The following is a 16,709-nucleotide window of genomic DNA, read 5'->3' on the forward strand; positions in this document are numbered from 1 at the left end:
TACAATAGTAAAGGGTTTCGTTATCTAATTATTAAAAATAAAATTCTTTCCGAACTGTAATTAGTTCTTAATAAATTTCTGTTGATAAACTGCTTTATCAGTTACTACTTTCAAGATGTACATTCCTTTTGTAAGAGAACTTACATTGATTTGTCCATTATTGATCTGTGCATTGATCATCTTACCTGAAAGATCAAAGATCACAGCATTGGTAATTTTATCCTGAGTTTTAATATTCAAAACATCTGTTGTTGGGTTTGGATAGATACCGAATTGAAGCTTCTTAACCTCAGCAGTCGCCAAAGTAGAATTAGTAGCATTCACGGTAAGTGTTTTTTCAACAACTTTACCATTTGAATTAAAACTTAACACAATATCAGCCGTTCCCGAACCTTGTGGTGTAAGAACCAACTCTTCATTAGCATTGATCACTGCAGAAACTACAGCCGTATTACTGTTTGATTTGATAGATTTAACAATAGCCACAGCCAAGTTATCACCATCAGAAATTACCGTTTTTAAATCAATTGTAGATGTTCCGTTCACAGAAACCTGAGAAGGGAACGTATTGCTCACCACAGGGTTCGTAGTATCAGGGAAAACCGTAATCGCAGGGAACCAATAGTAATCGTTTAATATTTTTGTGTTGGTTAAAGTTCCTGTATTATTAAATGTATGAATCCAGTTTTTCTGGTAATGAGCACCATAACCGCTTTCTGTAGTATTTAAAATAATCTCGTCTGTAACAGGATTTACACGCAAAGCAGCTCCGTAAGGAATCTGTTTGTAAGTTCCTGTTTGTCCCGGAATTGCTGCAAAATTTTCGTTAAAAGTTTTTGTATTAACATCAAATTTCACGATCTGAGTTCCTGAAGCGAAACTGTTGATAGAATTGATCCAATATAAAGCATTTTGCTGATTACTTGCTGTAAAGCTTCCTGCATTCCAAGCTCCCCAAGCTCCGATATATTTTGTTGTCGGGATTGCGTATTCTATTTTTGCAAAAGTCACAGGGTTGATATTTACCACTTTCTGATCCTGAACAGTCCAAATACTTCCGTCTTTAGCCTGAACAATAGAATGGAAAGACCCTGCAATGGTAGCCACAACCGTATCTGTATTAGGATTGATCACTAAAATTCCTGCAGCCTGTTTTACTGCAAAAACATATTGTGAAGTACGGATCATATTTCCGATCTGTCCTGCATATTGGCTTCCTCCTCCGGTTGTAGGAATTAAACTTCCAACCGATAAATTATCAATATCAAATGTATAAATTCCGTTTGAAGCTCCGATATATCCTTTGTGCTCGTTGACACCAACAAAAGATCTTCCGTCTCCTCCACCGATATTATTAAATCCAGCAATTTTCTGCATTGTTGAAGCATTTGCAACAACTAATCTTCCTCCAGGTGTGTATTGAGTATCTCCACCGTCAGCAGCCTGTTTTGAGATGAAGTAAAATTTATCCCCGTAAATTGTTCCGTACTGAGTCGTTGCACCAAAAGCCTGATTGTTATTCGCATTGCTGTACACACGGTAATTAACGTTTCCATTGTTATCAACAAAGTTTACAGAACCATTCGTGTGACCGAACCATTCTTCATTCACGATAAAATATCCGTTGGTGAAATTAGTTGAAGAAATATAAGGTGAAACCGCAGTCATTGTTGAAGAAATAGGAAAATCTGAGAATCCTGCATTAAAATTCCAGACATCCCAAGATCCGTTTACTAAAGCACGGGTTGAAGCTCCAACGCCTGAGTATCCGAAATCTGCATCTGTAGGATCTTTCACCCAATATGACCAATATCCGTTGGTTGTCCATCCTGAAGACCAGTGATCTGCAGCATCCGCAGCAGTATAATCATCAAAATCGTAAGCTGTAGTGTTTACAATCCCATCTACAGGATAGTAAGGATAAGTAACGTTTCCGTTTTTGTAAAGAGCGTTTGTGTTTGCCCCATTTAGATCAAAACCAAGTCCGCCGATTGCCGAACCGAACTGAGTTCCCTGATACAGCAAAGTATAGAATCTGTGATCTGCTTTTGCAATCGCTTTCAACATATCTTCACCTGTAGCATTTCCGTCCCATTTAAAACCCCAAACTAAGGCATCAGGATTTTTGCTATCGTTCCATTGTACCACAAAAGCGGCCTGATTAGAACCTGTTCCTACCCAATATTGAACATCAGCAAACGTTAAAGTCGTATTGTTTGTCTGATTTTGAGTTGTAATATTCTGCTGAATATCATTTCGAGGCACTCCCTGTACTTTAATCTGCGCATTAGTAAAAAATGCAAACAGAAAAAGTATCGTTAAAAGATAAAACTTTTTCATTTTTAATGAGTTTAAATATTTTATTGTTATTTTTTTTTAATTTAAATGTAAATCGTAAGCTCCGCCAACCTCCGTAGAAACTTCTCCAAGCCAGCCTGCTTCCTGATTGGTTCCTGTGTACACTTTCACAAAATCTACCCCCGGAAGTTTTACATAATTTCCGTTTTGATCAACCGCCCAGGAAATATCGATATTGGATGCTTCATCATTATTCGGAGCATTATCTGCATAGCCATAATCATAAGACTTCCCTACCCAATAAGCTCCTGTTCCACTTTGATCGTAAAAATTACCCTGAAGTCTGGTTCCTGTAAAACTGTAAGAGGTATCATTAATCCACAAAGGATAATAACTTTGTGCATGGAAGGTGTTTCTTGTTTTAAATCCTACATTCCCAAGAGTGTCCTGCCATTTAATGTACTCAACATCAGTCTGCCAAAATTCAGTTCCGGGAACAGGTGGCTTGCTTTCGTTGGGTTTAAAATAAGTGATGCTATAGTTTTTAGCCGTTGTATTTTTAAAATATTCGCTTCCGGCGATTTCGTACCATTCGTTGTCATCGGGTTTTCCGTTTTTGTTTCTGTCGTAGGCAACCATGATAATTCCGGGTTCGCAAGATCCAGAACGAGGCTGATTGGCTTCATTTCCGAAGAAAGCATTTCCAAGAACTTTAAAATCTCTTCCATTCATATTCGGAATTGTATGATCAAAACCAAAGACAACATAACCTCCGTAACCTCCAAGCGTAACCATTGTAGAGTTTCCTCCAACTAAAGATTCTTTGGCTTTTTGGATCATATCGTTTGTTGTATTTCCTGAGAGATATTCAGGAATTTCATTGATAAACTGCCCTACAGCCGGACGGAAATCAAATACATTAGAAATATATTTGCTGTAAGTTCCCGCTTCATGGTTTACAGAGATTGAAGAAGTGTATGTTTTTACCGTTCCGTTGTTTTCAACTTTTAATTTTAAAGGATATGTTTTTACAACAGGACTGATAAAATCCAATTCAGAATTTTCAGAAATAATAGAATCATTGATACTCCATGTTAGTTTTCCGTTTAATTTCGGGGTAATGTTTAAAACTTTGAAACGATCAATCGTATAGTTTTCCTTCAACCCTTCAAAAGAAGAATTATCATTATTTACCTCTTCATCACTGTCACTTTTACAACCTATAATTCCTATAAGAAGAAAAGCAAAGAATGTGGTTTTTAAAATTTTAAAAATATTTCTTTCCATATTTTTGGGGTTCATTTATTTATATAAAAAAGTGAAATGTGCGGGGATATTTCCGCCTTCGGTTTTCCATTTGAAGTGTCCGTTTTTGTCGAAACAATACACAAATCCTGTGGAAACATAATTTCTTGCGTCTGTAATGTATATATCTTCTGTGATTGGGTTTACGGCAATTCCGTAAGGTGTTTTGATCAAGTCAACATATTCCTGATCGATCACTTTATTGGAAATGATCTGCTCTGTTTTAACATCAATAATTCCGAAAGATTTCTTGTAGGTATGCGTGTTGTAATTGAATTCGTTTCCGTAATAATAAAGTTTGTCATTAACGATCGTCATTTCACTTATTCCGATATGAAAATCTTTCTTCACCGTTCCCGTGACAGGATCAACTAAATACAAACTCGACGGAATTGTATAATAATCACCTCTTGAAGTCACATACAAATCGCCGTAATTATCTTTTTTGATGTGATGAAGATTAATCGCAACATCTATTTTCTTGATTTCTTTAAATGTAGAAAGATCAACCACAGAAACGGTTCTGTCATAATTTGGATATTTATACCCTCCGGAATTGGCTACAAAAAGTTGATTTCCTATAATTTCCATTTCTTCCGGCTGATATCCAACCGTCACTTCTCGTTGAATGGAAAGAGAAACCGTATCGATCTCTGCTACTTTACCCAAAGGTGCATTCGGATCAAGGGAAACAGGTCCTGCATAGCTTGACGCGTAGGCTTTTCCGTTTTTAAAAGTTATATATCTACAGTTTTCTAATTGAATGGTTTTGATACGCTTTGCCGTTTTTGCATCCAGCACCTCAATTTTATTGGAAACATTGATGACTGCATACATTTTACCGCCATAGATCTGAATATCATTTCCAACATCTCCCAACTCCTTTATGACTGTAGGATTGATCTCTCCGTAAATATTCCTGCGGTAAGTTCCTGTTGTATAATCAAAGAAATCTAGCGTGGCTTTGTTGGTTCCCATATTTCCTTCATTCAAAAGATAAAAACCTTTGATCGCAGTATTTTCCGGCTGAGCCAAATTTTCCCGCTCTTCAGGGATAATATATTCGTCTGTACGGCATGAAACCAGAAAGACAAATACAAACAACAGCAGAGAAAAGTTTAATTTTTTCATAATGTATAACTTAGAATAAGTTTAAAAAATCTTCCCGGCATCGGGTAACTTAAGACAACTTCGTAGTATTGGTTCAGCACATTATTCACTTCAAAACTTGCTTTAAACTGATGAGATTTCCAATTGAATTTTTTCTGTATCGATAAATCGTGTGTATACCAAGGCTGTATATGATTAACCGCAATATTGTTCTGATTGATGTCGTAACGCTCTCCTACATAAATGAAACTGTAATTGAAAGCCCAATCCTTATAATCAGCCATTAAAGTAAATGTTCCGCTGTGCCAAGGTGTGTACGGGATCTGATCTCCAAAGAAAGACTCTTCCCTGTCGGAAAAATCTCTTGCACTTTGATAAGTATAGCTTAATAATGGTTTGATTTTTACTTTTCCGACCTGCAATTCTGCCTGAATATTGACATCTGCACCCAAAATCTCAACATAATCAAGATTCTGCATCGTCCATCGGAACATACTTCCATTAGGAGAAGCAATAATTTTATCCTTCACCTGATTGAAATATCCGTCTACTTTTACATAGAAACCTTTAAAGAAGTTATTATTATCGTAAAATTTTTGATAGGTAAAACCAAGATCGTATTGCTCCGTAAATTCGGGTCTTAAAGAAGAGCTTCCGATTAAAGTGTAATACAGATCATTGAAAGTAGGCATCCTGAAAATACGTTTATAAAAACCTCGTACCGTAAAATCTTTAGAATCAAAAGGCTGATAGCTTAAAAATGCGGCCGGAGTCCATTCTGTTTTGTCGGGAGCTTTGGTATTAAGCTCTACTTTTTCATGGACAAAAGTTCCCAAAACACTTCCTAAAAATTTGAATCTGTTCCATTGATAAGTCGTCGCAAAAGCTACAAGCGAAGTATAACGGGTAGGATAAGAAAACTGCCTCAAATCAGCATCCAGCGTATTATATTGAAAGTCTACACTGGCACTCACATCCCAATTCGGGGTAATAGAATACAGATTCGACGAAGAAAGATATAACTCCTTCTGAATATATTGGTTCTGAATCTTAATTGAAGAAACCGTATCTACATATTTAGTATAATCGTAAGCAAATTTAGCTTTGAACTGTGTTTCAAATTTTGGAAAGATCTTTTTTCTAAAATTAGCCTGAACGAAATAATTTTCATCAACCATTCTTTGTCCTCTCGCATCAAAACGGTTGTTTACAATAGCTCCGGGAATTCCTCGGTTTGACAAATAGCCATAACCTCTTACATTCCAGTTTCCGTTATTTAAAGTTCCGTTAACACTGGTTTCAAAACGCTTTGCTTTGATATCAGAATCAACTCTTTTAAAAATCGTATCATAAGCAATGGCTCCATCAGGATATTTCCTCGAGTATCTATATTTATAAACACCGTCACTCTGCATAAATTCTGAACTAAAACTTGCAGAAACCCTATCCGAAATTTTCTGTTCTAAACGAAATGACGGATTAAAAAGATCGATAGAACTATTTTTTAATCTTATAACGAAATTTGTTTTCTGATTCCCTTTAAAACTTGGCGTTTTAGGCTGAAGATAAATTGAACCTGACGATCCAAAGTCTTTTGCAGGTTGAAAAATTTCGCTTTTTTGTCCGTTATACAGTGAAATTTCCTCAATATCATCTAACGAAAATCGACCCAGATCTACTAAGCCATTTTGTGCATTTCCCAATTGAATTCCATCATAGAAAACACCTACATGCTGACTTCCCAAACTTCGGATATTGATGGTTTTCATTCCGCCAATTCCACCATAATCTTTAATCTGAACTCCGGAAAAATATCGCAATGCATCAGCAACCGACTGGCTATTCAGTCTTTCCAATTGTTCTCCTGAAAGTTTTTGCGCAGGAAGAATTTCTTTAAAATTCTTTTTGTAAATATTGACAGCCTTGATCGATTTCTCTTTTATACTGTCTTTTCTGGTTTGAGAAATATATAATTGAGCCATTAGCACAAAAATTGTGATAATAACTTTATAACATCCAGAAGTAAATTTTGATACCATTAGCTCTTTGAAAATAATAACGCTAATGGATATAAGAAAGCAGCAATGAAAAGCACAGCGATAACTGCACAAAATCATTGTTGTCCTAAGCTTTATTCCACGAAAGCGTCAAACGTTAAATCTTCTGGCAGGTCTTCTGACTTACTCCATTTTTGAAATCCTTCCCATTAAAAAAACAGTGGATATAATTTTCAAAAACTTTTTTGTGGAGCTTACAGCAGCGGGTCTGTTTCGGATTTACACCGAATTCCCTTTTAAGCGCTTTTTAGGGCTCACCAGATTTCGGCAAAGATAGAAAATTATCGGCAGATACAATACATGACTTAATCAAATGAATTTCAATTAAATAACAAAAACATCCCGTTAAAATTTTAACGGGATGTAAATAATTATGTTAAATTCCAAAGTTGATAAAAATACTCAATCGGGATTTTGCTTCAATATCTCCTCCTGCTAAATTAGAATAAGCGGGAAGCATCACTTCACTTCCCAAACTAAATTTCTTATAAGAGGCTTCAAAACCCAATTTTCCGTATAAAGCACTTCCTGCGGTATTGGGTAAATCTTCACGAAACTGCTTATTTCGATCATATACTTCTCCCTGCATTCCTACTTTTCCTGAAAAAATAACTTTTTCATTGGTGATAAGTTGATAGAATCCGGTGGCTGAATAATTCCATTGGTTTCCAAAATCATAATGCTTTTTGTTCTCTGTTTTAATGGTATAATCAGTATTTAAAAGAACAGCAACTTTATTTTTCTGAAATTTATAATTCAAAACCATCTGATAATCCCAGCTTCCAGTTCCCAGCTGAAAACTTGGATTAACGCCTGTGATTCCTTTTTCATCGAACTTTCCTAAGGGAACTTTCACTCCAACTCCTCCATTTAATTGATGAATATTATCTTTTGAATTGATTAACTGATAGATTCCCATCAAATTCAAATCTCCAATTCCATTGATTTTAATATCACCCTGCATTGTTTTCTTTTCATGAAAATGAAATGGCAAACTCGCATACACACTTAGCTTTTTAGTTAAAGGAATCTTTCCCCAAAGCTGAATGGTATTGAAATATTGATCCTGCGTTAAATCCTTTACAAATAGATTTTCTTTTGCTTTATAATGCTGTGCGAAATATTTAATTCCGATAAATTGTGGATTCAATAAAGACTCAAAACCAGACGAACCATTCCCTGCAGCACATCCACATGCATCACAATCATCAAAAACGATTGCATGAAAATCAGTGGGAATATAAAGACTGTCTGCGATTTCTTTAGCCTGAAATAAATTACATAAAATCAAGCTTATTATTAAAATTATTCTTTTCATGTTTACTCAGCAAATTTTGGATTTGAAATAAAGTTTTTATCAGACAATGTTTTCAGAAAGGCAATAATAAAAATCTTCTCCTGATCGTTCATTGCAATTCCGATGTGTCCGTTTTGTTTTAATTGAGGATCAAGATTGGGTTGATCTTCCACATTATCTGAATAGAAATTAAGTACTGCATTTAAGGTGTAAAATCTCCCGTCATGCATATAAGGTGCAGTATATTCAATATTTCTTAAACTTGGAACGCGGAATTTCATCCAATCATTTTGATCAAGCGTTACGCGATATCGTCCCGCATCTTTAAACTGCATATTATAATACATTCCTGTATTTCTAAAACTTTCATCGGTAAATAATGCTCCACTGTGACAGGAAGCACATTTCTGCTGAAATAAATTCATTCCCTGAGTTTCTTCTGAAGTAAAATTTTCTTTTCCCTGTTTAAATCTATCATATTTCGAATCTGCAGAGATCATTGTCGCCATAAATTGTGACAATGCTTTCAACACTCTTTCCCCTGTGATACCTTCATCGCCATACGCTGATTTGAAAAGTTTTTTATACTTAGAATCTGCGCTTAATTTTGAAATAACCTCAGGCATCGAACTATCCATTTCATCTTCATTGGTTATCGGAATTATCGGCTGTTCATTGAGGTTATGAATCACTCCGTCCCACATATATCGTTTTAGAAATGCCATGTTTTGAATCGGTGGAGCGTTTCTGATTCCAATTCGATCATCAACACCATGACTTACGGTATGACCGTGATGGGTAAATGCATTTTCCTGAATATGACAGAAGCCACATGAGATGGTATTATTTCGTGAAAGCTTGCCTTCATAGAATAATTTTCTTCCCAACTCTACTCCATTTTTGGTAATCGGATTTCCAGATTGATCGAAAGTCATTTCAGAAAAATAGGAAGGAAACTCTAAATTGTAAGCTTCGTCTTTTTCCAGCGGTTTTATCATCTCATCAGAACACGATATCACGCTTAGAAAAGAAAAAAGAATCAATCCCGTTTTTATTATTTTAATCATTGTGAACGTGGTCTACTTTAAACATCTTCGTTAAGTTATTGGTTACATTAACCAAGTGTTGACTTGCACCCATCATCATGTCATTCGTAGACGTCAAAGTAAGCGGAGTTTCACCACTCAAATACTGATTAAGATCTGCCAAAATGTGAATGGAAGGTGTAATTGTACTCGTAACTCTTGCTGTAGTCGGAAGATTCAACGTAACTTCTCGGTAAAGATCTGGGGTATTATTTGCTGTTGTATTTCCCATGTTTCCTGTGTGATTCATAAATTCTGTAGTAGGAGAACTTGTTCCATATTTACCTTCCAGTTTTACAAAAACATAACCTGCTGCCCAAGACCACGACATGCCTTTTTGCTTGGCTTTATTCCAGAATTCCGCCTGTCCGCCTTGTCCTAGCAGATAAGCATTTTGACTAATTCCCAATCCGAATTTTATTTTTTTATAATTGTTTTTTGGAATTCCATTTAAGTTAAGGTAAATAATTCCCGCCACGGCATCTGCTTGATCCACGATAAAAGCACCTTTATCAGGATTATTTTCATTGTATTTGAACTCGTTTCCGGTTTCATCGAATAAACTGATGTTACTCACCACATATTTTAGCGCAGAAAACTGATGTTTTTGTCCTTGTGAAGAAGTTTGCGTCGTTTGATTTAAAACAATATCTCCCAGATTATTAAACCCGTTTTCAAATTTTATCTGAAGATTTCCTGGTGTTTCATTGGTTGAATCATCCTCGTCATTATTTCGACAAGAGGTTAAAGTGAATACAATAATGGCAATACAGAATAATGATAAAAATTTATAAATTTTCATTGTTGATTTTTTAGTGATATAATATGTTGTTACGCCCATCGCGATAGGGATGGAAGCGGTTATCCTTTTTTTTGATTCTGACGTAAGGAAGGATCTAAAAAAAGATATGAGCGGACAGCCCGACCCAAGCGGCTGGAAAAGCCAGGGAAAGGGGATCGCCCAAAAAGTTAAAATTATAAACTAAAAAACCGGTGGTCTGAAAATAGAGGGTAAAAACAGAAAAGAATAGTCTGCTTTGTACGAAAATTTGAAATTAAAGAGAGAAATTTTCTCTGTGTTTTGGATTTCTGCAATGTCAGGAAGAATGTAAATATCCAATAATTTCTGTCCTGAATTTTTTGTTTTGTTTAAGGGCGAAGAATCGGCATCATTTGTTTTTGCAAGTTCTTTGCTCAGGTAACATTTTCCGTTACAGTGAAGCTCGGGTTTGCTTTTGTTGATACATAAAACATTCGCGATATAATCATAATTTACAGCATACTCCACCAATGGTACCAGAGGCCTGAATACCACAAATAACGTGAGAAATATGCTGCAAATTAAGTTCATGAATTATTTTTTGCTTACTGCATCTTCATATCTTTGGCTCACTGATTTCCAGTTGAGTACATTCCAGATTGCTGCAAGATAATCTGCTCTTTTGTTTTGATATTTCAAATAATAAGCATGCTCCCAAACATCAATTCCTAAAATTGGAGTTCCTTTTTCCTCCACAACATCCATCAAAGGATTATCCTGATTTGGCGTTGAAGAAACGAATAATTTTCCGTTTTTATCAACAGAAAGCCAAGCCCAACCCGAACCAAAACGATCTGCTCCAGCTTTACCAATTTTTTCTTTGAAAGCATCCATACTTCCGAAGCTTTCAGTAATTGCTTTCGCTAATTTTGCTGAAGGCTGTGTATTTTTTTCCGGAGTAAGCATTGTCCAGAAAAGCTCGTGGTTGTAATGTCCACCTGCATTATTTCTTACAGCAGGAGTAGATTTAGAAACCTGAGAAAGAATCTGAAATAAGGTTTGTTTTTCCTGTGGAGTTCCTGCAATTGCTTTATTCAAATTAGCAACATATGCTGCTGCATGTTTTGAATAATGGATCTCCATTGTTTGAGCATCAATAGAACCTTCCAATGCATTGTAAGCATACGGTAAAGGCGTCTGCTTAAATTGTCCAAACGCAAACTGCGCCGCAAAAACTGCACTTAGAGCAGCTATTTTCATAATCTTCATAACGTTTTGTTTTATGGTTTATATTTAGCTGGAAGTTGGGAGATGGAGGCTGGAAGTTTACTACTATGCTTTTAATAAATTCCCTCTTCCTGCATCTGGCTTCCAGCCTTTACTTCAATAATTTCTTAATATCCTCGATCAAAATTTCTCTGTCGGGGTGGTATTTACCCGTCAATTTTGGGGCCTTCCCTTCTGCATCTTCATAATTTAAACCAGAATAATATAAAATCGGCATATTATCCTTATTGTATCTGCATCGAATATTTCCTTCTTGGTCTACGAGAGCAATCATTCCGCTGTGGTTGAGATTTTCACTTTCATCTTCTTTATCACCTACATAAATATCGAACTGATCTGCAACTTTTCCTATATAATCTCTATTTCCTGTTAAGAAATGCCAGTTAGGAGATTTTACTCCAATTCTTTTTGCATGCTGTTTCAACAATTCCGGAGTATCATTTTCCGGATCTATACTTATGGAAATGATTCCAAAATCAGGATTATTGATCTCATCTTCGATTGCTCTCATATTGCTGTTCATCACAGGGCAAATTGTCGGACATCTGCTGAAGAAAAATTCTACCAAATATACTTTTCCAAGCATATCTTTATTCGTAATTTTCTTGTTGTTTTGATCGGTCAGTTCAAAATAAGGAACCTTCATTACCGTGTAAAGGCTCTTTTTAAAATAACTCATTCCTATCCCGATTCCCAAGAAAAGTAAAGCAATAACAGCAAGCGGAATAATTACTTTGCGCTTTGCACTTTTATTGGTCTTATTATTTTTGGACATACTTCTCTGGATTTTTTTTGAACTCGTCTTTACAGTAAGCACTGCAAAAACCGTACGTTTTATTTTTATAGACTGCCGTATCTTTCATATTTGCTTCTGTTGGCATGTGGCAAATCGGGTCTTCAACGTTGGCAAATTTTACTTTTGTTGTATTTGATTTTGAAGAAGTGGTACTCTTTTTATGCTTTACTTTGGGTGTTTCCTGAGCACAAGCCATTAATGAAACAGACAATAATGCTGTTAAAATAATTTTTGATTTCATTTTAATTTAAAATTGAAATTAATGTTAGTATTGAATGAAATTGGTTGATTTTTTAAACTAAATTTAATATTGAAATTATTTTAAACGCAAAGTTCGCAAGGTTTTTATAAACTTCACACTTAACGTTCGCAAGGGCGTTACACTCAGCAATTGATAGCTAAGTTTATTTCAATATTAAATTCAACTAAGAATTCAGTTTAAAAAAAAATTAAACTAAAGGAGGACGAAATATTCGGGAAGAATATTCTGAGATATGGAAATTATGATAATCCGAATCAGGATTTTTTATTAAAATATCTGACAGGTTTTTATTTGAAAATGAATATATTTCGTTGGATAAGAAAACATCTAATCCCGCAATTTTAATATTTTGAGAACTATTGGATTGTTTTTCTGTCTTTGCTAATTCCTTTTCAACATAGCATTTTCCTTTACAGGTGGATTGAGGAACGTTTCTGTTTTCACAAAGATTTTTTACAATGTAATCATAGTTTACCGCATAATTAATCAATGGCAAAACAGGTCGTAATGCAATGGTGAAAATAACAAATATGGAAATGAAAAACTTCAATGATCAATTCTGTTCTACAAATATACTACTGAAATTTGTTTTTATGATTGATTTATGATGAAAGTCATTTTTTTGGTTGATGGTGAATCGTTAATTGTTGTAACAAAGCTCCGTTAAAAATTTAACGGAGCTTTGTTTTTGGTTCTCGCGGATTTTGCAGATGACTCAGATTCTTTTTAGTGATCCTTGTCAAGGTTTAAAACCTTGACAAGGATTTTTTACGTGAAAATATATTATTCAAAAAATTTTAAAATTTCATTTTCTGAATTCTAACAGCATTTAGAATAGCGAGTAAAGCTACACCAACATCGGCAAAAACGGCTTCCCACATGGTGGCTAAACCTCCAGCTCCCAATACTAAAACAACCGCTTTTACTGCAAATGCAAGAATGATATTCTGCCATACGATTTTCTTCGTTTGCTTTCCAATATTGATCGCCATTGGGATTTTACTCGGCATATCATCCTGGATTACGACGTCTGCCGTTTCAATAGTAGCATCACTTCCCAATCCACCCATTGCGATTCCTACATCGCTTAAAGCAACAACTGGTGCATCATTTACGCCATCGCCCACAAAGGCTACAGTTTGATTTCTCGCTTTAATCTCTTTTACTTTATTCACCTTATCTTCGGGAAGTAAATCTCCAAAAGCATTTTGAATCCCCAATTGATCGGCCACAAATTTAACCACTGAAGTTTTGTCTCCACTCAACATGGTGGTTTGTACATTCAAAGCTTTTAATTTATTGATCGTTAATTGAGCATCCGCTTTAATGGAATCTGCAATCGTAAGATAACCTACAAATTGTTTATCGTAAGCAATGGCAATCAATGTGTAGACAATATTTTCAGGTTGGATGTCATATTTGATATTGAACTTATCCAATAACTTAAAGTTTCCCCCCAATAAATCTTTCCCGTTGATCGTTGCTTTTAAGCCATGGCCCGCAATTTCTTCCACATTTTCTAATTGAATAGAATGATCAATCTCTCCTACAAAATCATGAATCGCCGTAGCAACAGGATGAGAACTTTTACTTTCTAAGGCATTGACAAATTTTAGGATCTCATCTTTATTAAATTCAGTTTTAAAATCAACTTCCTGAACTTTGAAAACACCTTCCGTCATGGTTCCGGTTTTATCCATCACCACATTTTGAACATTCGCCAGAACATCTAAAAAGTTACTTCCTTTAAATAAAATTCCGTTTCGACTGCCCGCTCCAATTCCACCAAAATATCCTAATGGAATGGAGATTACCAAAGCACACGGACAAGAGATTACCAAGAATACTAATGCTCTGTACAACCAATCTCTAAACTGATAATCAGCTACAAAAAAGTAAGGTAACAACGTAATTCCGATTGCCAAAAACACGACAATGGGCGTATACACTTTGGCAAATTTTCTGATAAATAATTCGGTCGGAGCTTTTTGGGCTGTTGCATTTTGAACCATCTCCAAAATTTTGCTCAGTTTACTATCTTTATACGCCGTTGTTACTTTTACCTGGCTCACCGTATTGAGATTGATCATTCCCGCTAATACCGTTTCGCCTTTTATTTTGGTATCCGGTTTACTTTCTCCGGTAAGCGCGGAAGTATTAAATGAGGCTTTCTCTGAAAGCAATTCACCGTCTAATCCTAGTTTTTCACCAGATTTCAACTGAATGATTTCTCCAATATTTACCTTTTCTGCTTTTACAATTTCAGGTTTTCCATCTTTCAAAATGGTAACCTCATCGGGACGTTGATCGAGTAAAGATTTGATATTGCTTTTTGCTCTGGTTACTGCCATCGCCTGAAAAACTTCGCCTACAGAATAGAAAAGCATCACGGTAACACCTTCGGGATATTCTCCAATGGCAAAAGCTCCTACCGTTGCGATTCCCATTAAGAAAAACTCTGAAAACACATCGCCTTTAGTGATGCTTTCATACGCTTCTTTTAACACAGGAAGTCCGACAGGAATATAGGCAATCAGGTACCAAACTAAGCGAACCCAGCCTGTGAACCAACTGGTTTTAATATAATTATCTAAAACGATTCCTATTAATAATAAAGAAAAAGAGATGATCGCAGGAAGGAACATCTGAAACGTAGATTGATCTCCTGTATCATGAGAATGGTCATGGTCGTGACCTTCATGACTATGATTATGCTCTTTTTTGGGTTTTGTACTGCAACATTCTTCCATAACTGAATAATTTTAATCAAAATTAGGTCTAAACTTAATGCAATACTATTGCAAACTTTCCAGACAGTTTTCACAGATTCCTTTGGCGAAAAGCCTGATCTCATCAATCCTGAAATTCGTCTGAACATTCTCAGGAAAGGAAATATCTTCTTTACAGGTAGTCTGCTTACAGATCTTACAATAGAAATGAAGATGCCAGTCTTTATGCGTACTTTCATCACATCCATCGTGACAAATTTTATATTTTGTCGTGGTATTTTCCTGTATGCTGTGCACAATTCCTTTTTCCTCAAAAGTTTTTAATGTTCGATAAATTGTGGTTCGGTCGGCATTATCAAAATAATTTTCAATTTCTGACAATGACAAAGCTGCTTCCTGAGAACTCAAAAAATCATACACCAAAATCCTCATGCTTGTAGGTTTGGTATTTTTATCTATTAATTTATTTTCAATGTCTTTTTTCATAATATTTGAAAATTAATGTTCGTGTTCTCCAGAATTTGTGAGCTTAGCATTAATAAAAAACGCTCCTTTTGTTGCGATTTTTGTTCCTTCCGGAATAGATTTCACAGGTGTAATGGCTGCATAACCCATTTCTGAAGTTCCTTTTACCACTTCTATTCTCTCAAAGTTAACGGTTTTTTCATTGTGTTTCTCCTGAGATTTTTCATCTTTATGATCTTCGGTCTTTTTATCATTGACAAGAAAAATATAGTCTTTCCCGTCAGCACTTGTAATGGCCGTATTAGGAACCGCAGGCATTAATTTATTATCTAAACTTATCACTGCGGTGGCATTCATTCCATCAATCAAACCGTTTTTATTTCCTTTTACTTTACAATGAATTGGAATTGTTTTACTTTGATTTTCAAAAGCTGTCCCAATGCTGTAGACCTCAGCGTCATATTCTTCCACCGGGTTATTGGTTAATGTAAAATGAATTTTCTGCCCTACTTTTATCGATGGTAAATCTTTTTCAAAAACCTGTAAATCGAGATGCAAAGAACTGTTATCAACAATTTCTGCAACAGGCGATGAAACATTAATATAACTTCCGATCTGTAATAAAATATTACTGATTGTCCCGCTAATTGGCGCTGTAACAGCAAGTCCGGTTCTTAAATTTTGGTTGGAAACATTTCCTGGACTGATTCCCATCATCTGAATCTGTCTTTGCAAAGAAGCTCTTTTTGTTCTTAATGTTTTTAACTCTGCATCTGCATTTTGTAGATTTTTTTTCGCTCCGGCATCGTTATCAAAAAGTTCTCTTTGTCTTCTGTATTCCTGTTCTGCAAAAGTGATCCTGCTTCCTGTTGTTAAATAATCTTCCTGCAATTGAATGAACTCAGGATTGGCAATCGTAGCAATTACCTGCCCTTTTTTCACAAAATCTCCCACCTGAACATTCAATGTCTTAATGACGCCTCCATATAAAGAAGTTGCACTGGCTTTATTATTATTGGGAACACTCAATCCTCCGTTGGCTTTAACGACAGAAGTAAGCTCCTTCATTTCAATTTGTCCTAACGAAATCCCCACCGCATTCATTTGCTCTTGCGTTAGTTCTGCAAACTCCGAACTTTCATGTTCTGAATGTTCTTCAGTTTTTTCTTTTGGTTCTTCTGCTTTTTCAGATTTCCCACAACTCGTTAGAAATAATGACAGAAGAATAAGTATGATGATATTAAATTTGAATTTCATT

At 35.4% G+C, this 16,709-nt stretch carries 15 protein-coding genes and 1 riboswitch; all 15 genes read right to left on the minus strand.

Going from position 1 to position 16,709, the window contains the following annotated elements; all coding sequences use genetic code 11:
- Positions 1-60 precede the first annotated feature (60 nt).
- A complete protein-coding gene (locus A0O34_RS07490; RefSeq protein ID WP_066753253.1) occupies positions 61-2,340 on the minus strand; it encodes a T9SS type A sorting domain-containing protein in 2,280 nt (759 codons plus the stop codon).
- Positions 2,341-2,376: 36 nt separating this feature from the next.
- Positions 2,377-3,585: a cell surface protein gene (locus A0O34_RS07495; RefSeq protein WP_066759568.1), complete on the minus strand. Its 1,209-nt coding sequence runs from the start codon at positions 3,583-3,585 to the stop codon at positions 2,377-2,379.
- 15 nt (positions 3,586-3,600) lie between these two features.
- Positions 3,601-4,734 (minus strand): YncE family protein, encoded by a 1,134-nt coding sequence (locus A0O34_RS07500; protein ID WP_066753256.1) that lies wholly within the window; start codon positions 4,732-4,734, stop codon positions 3,601-3,603.
- A complete protein-coding gene (locus tag A0O34_RS07505) occupies positions 4,731-6,695 on the minus strand; it encodes a TonB-dependent receptor (RefSeq protein WP_228394363.1) in 1,965 nt (654 codons plus the stop codon). The genes A0O34_RS07500 and A0O34_RS07505 overlap by 4 nt, the downstream gene beginning before the upstream one ends.
- A gap of 166 nt (positions 6,696-6,861) precedes the next feature.
- Positions 6,862-7,047, minus strand: a riboswitch (cobalamin riboswitch).
- 99 nt (positions 7,048-7,146) lie between these two features.
- On the minus strand, positions 7,147-8,088 hold the full coding sequence (locus A0O34_RS07510) for a transporter (protein WP_066753262.1): 942 nt from the start codon (positions 8,086-8,088) through the stop codon (positions 7,147-7,149).
- A 2-nt stretch (positions 8,089-8,090) separates the two neighbouring features.
- On the minus strand, positions 8,091-9,134 hold the full coding sequence (locus A0O34_RS07515; RefSeq protein ID WP_066753264.1) for a cytochrome-c peroxidase: 1,044 nt from the start codon (positions 9,132-9,134) through the stop codon (positions 8,091-8,093).
- Entirely contained in the window at positions 9,127-9,954 is an 828-nt protein-coding gene (locus A0O34_RS07520) for an MbnP family protein (protein ID WP_066759570.1), read from the minus strand. Before A0O34_RS07520 ends, A0O34_RS07515 begins: the two co-directional genes overlap by 8 nt.
- Positions 9,955-10,134: 180 nt before the next feature.
- Complete coding sequence (locus tag A0O34_RS07525; protein ID WP_066753267.1) at positions 10,135-10,503, minus strand: hypothetical protein; 369 nt, start codon at positions 10,501-10,503, stop codon at positions 10,135-10,137.
- Positions 10,504-10,506: 3 nt separating this feature from the next.
- Entirely contained in the window at positions 10,507-11,181 is a 675-nt protein-coding gene (locus A0O34_RS07530; RefSeq protein ID WP_066753271.1) for a superoxide dismutase, read from the minus strand.
- A 109-nt stretch (positions 11,182-11,290) separates the two neighbouring features.
- Positions 11,291-11,974, minus strand: a complete 684-nt coding sequence (locus A0O34_RS07535; protein WP_066753274.1) for an SCO family protein — start codon at positions 11,972-11,974, stop codon at positions 11,291-11,293.
- Positions 11,961-12,236 (minus strand): YHS domain-containing protein, encoded by a 276-nt coding sequence (locus A0O34_RS07540; RefSeq protein ID WP_066753277.1) that lies wholly within the window; start codon positions 12,234-12,236, stop codon positions 11,961-11,963. The genes A0O34_RS07535 and A0O34_RS07540 overlap by 14 nt, the downstream gene beginning before the upstream one ends.
- 208 nt (positions 12,237-12,444) lie before the next feature.
- Positions 12,445-12,807: a hypothetical protein gene (locus tag A0O34_RS07545; RefSeq protein WP_066753279.1), complete on the minus strand. Its 363-nt coding sequence runs from the start codon at positions 12,805-12,807 to the stop codon at positions 12,445-12,447.
- Positions 12,808-13,054: 247 nt separating this feature from the next.
- Positions 13,055-15,007 (minus strand): heavy metal translocating P-type ATPase, encoded by a 1,953-nt coding sequence (locus A0O34_RS07550; protein ID WP_066753280.1) that lies wholly within the window; start codon positions 15,005-15,007, stop codon positions 13,055-13,057.
- Positions 15,008-15,052: 45 nt separating this feature from the next.
- Positions 15,053-15,472: a Fur family transcriptional regulator gene (locus tag A0O34_RS07555; RefSeq protein WP_066753282.1), complete on the minus strand. Its 420-nt coding sequence runs from the start codon at positions 15,470-15,472 to the stop codon at positions 15,053-15,055.
- A 12-nt stretch (positions 15,473-15,484) separates the two neighbouring features.
- Positions 15,485-16,708: an efflux RND transporter periplasmic adaptor subunit gene (locus A0O34_RS07560; protein ID WP_066753285.1), complete on the minus strand. Its 1,224-nt coding sequence runs from the start codon at positions 16,706-16,708 to the stop codon at positions 15,485-15,487.
- Position 16,709 lies beyond the last annotated feature (1 nt).

This window comes from Chryseobacterium glaciei, from assembly GCF_001648155.1.
GTDB lineage: Bacteria > Bacteroidota > Bacteroidia > Flavobacteriales > Weeksellaceae > Chryseobacterium > Chryseobacterium glaciei.

What these genes read in the sequence shown, in the direction of transcription:
- A0O34_RS07540 (WP_066753277.1), bottom strand. Translation starts at nt 12,236, where the DNA reads ATGAAATCAAAAATTATTTTAACAGCATTATTGTCTGTTTCATTAATG.
- A0O34_RS07535 (WP_066753274.1), bottom strand. Translation starts at nt 11,974, where the DNA reads ATGTCCAAAAATAATAAGACCAATAAAAGTGCAAAGCGCAAAGTAATT.
- A0O34_RS07555 (WP_066753282.1), bottom strand. Translation starts at nt 15,472, where the DNA reads ATGAAAAAAGACATTGAAAATAAATTAATAGATAAAAATACCAAACCT.
- A0O34_RS07515 (WP_066753264.1), bottom strand. Translation starts at nt 9,134, where the DNA reads ATGATTAAAATAATAAAAACGGGATTGATTCTTTTTTCTTTTCTAAGC.
- A0O34_RS07500 (WP_066753256.1), bottom strand. Translation starts at nt 4,734, where the DNA reads ATGAAAAAATTAAACTTTTCTCTGCTGTTGTTTGTATTTGTCTTTCTG.
- A0O34_RS07495 (WP_066759568.1), bottom strand. Translation starts at nt 3,585, where the DNA reads ATGGAAAGAAATATTTTTAAAATTTTAAAAACCACATTCTTTGCTTTT.
- A0O34_RS07550 (WP_066753280.1), bottom strand. Translation starts at nt 15,007, where the DNA reads ATGGAAGAATGTTGCAGTACAAAACCCAAAAAAGAGCATAATCATAGT.
- A0O34_RS07490 (WP_066753253.1), bottom strand. Translation starts at nt 2,340, where the DNA reads ATGAAAAAGTTTTATCTTTTAACGATACTTTTTCTGTTTGCATTTTTT.
- A0O34_RS07505 (WP_228394363.1), bottom strand. Translation starts at nt 6,695, where the DNA reads ATGGCTCAATTATATATTTCTCAAACCAGAAAAGACAGTATAAAAGAG.
- A0O34_RS07510 (WP_066753262.1), bottom strand. Translation starts at nt 8,088, where the DNA reads ATGAAAAGAATAATTTTAATAATAAGCTTGATTTTATGTAATTTATTT.
- A0O34_RS07520 (WP_066759570.1), bottom strand. Translation starts at nt 9,954, where the DNA reads ATGAAAATTTATAAATTTTTATCATTATTCTGTATTGCCATTATTGTA.
- A0O34_RS07560 (WP_066753285.1), bottom strand. Translation starts at nt 16,708, where the DNA reads ATGAAATTCAAATTTAATATCATCATACTTATTCTTCTGTCATTATTT.
- A0O34_RS07525 (WP_066753267.1), bottom strand. Translation starts at nt 10,503, where the DNA reads ATGAACTTAATTTGCAGCATATTTCTCACGTTATTTGTGGTATTCAGG.
- A0O34_RS07530 (WP_066753271.1), bottom strand. Translation starts at nt 11,181, where the DNA reads ATGAAGATTATGAAAATAGCTGCTCTAAGTGCAGTTTTTGCGGCGCAG.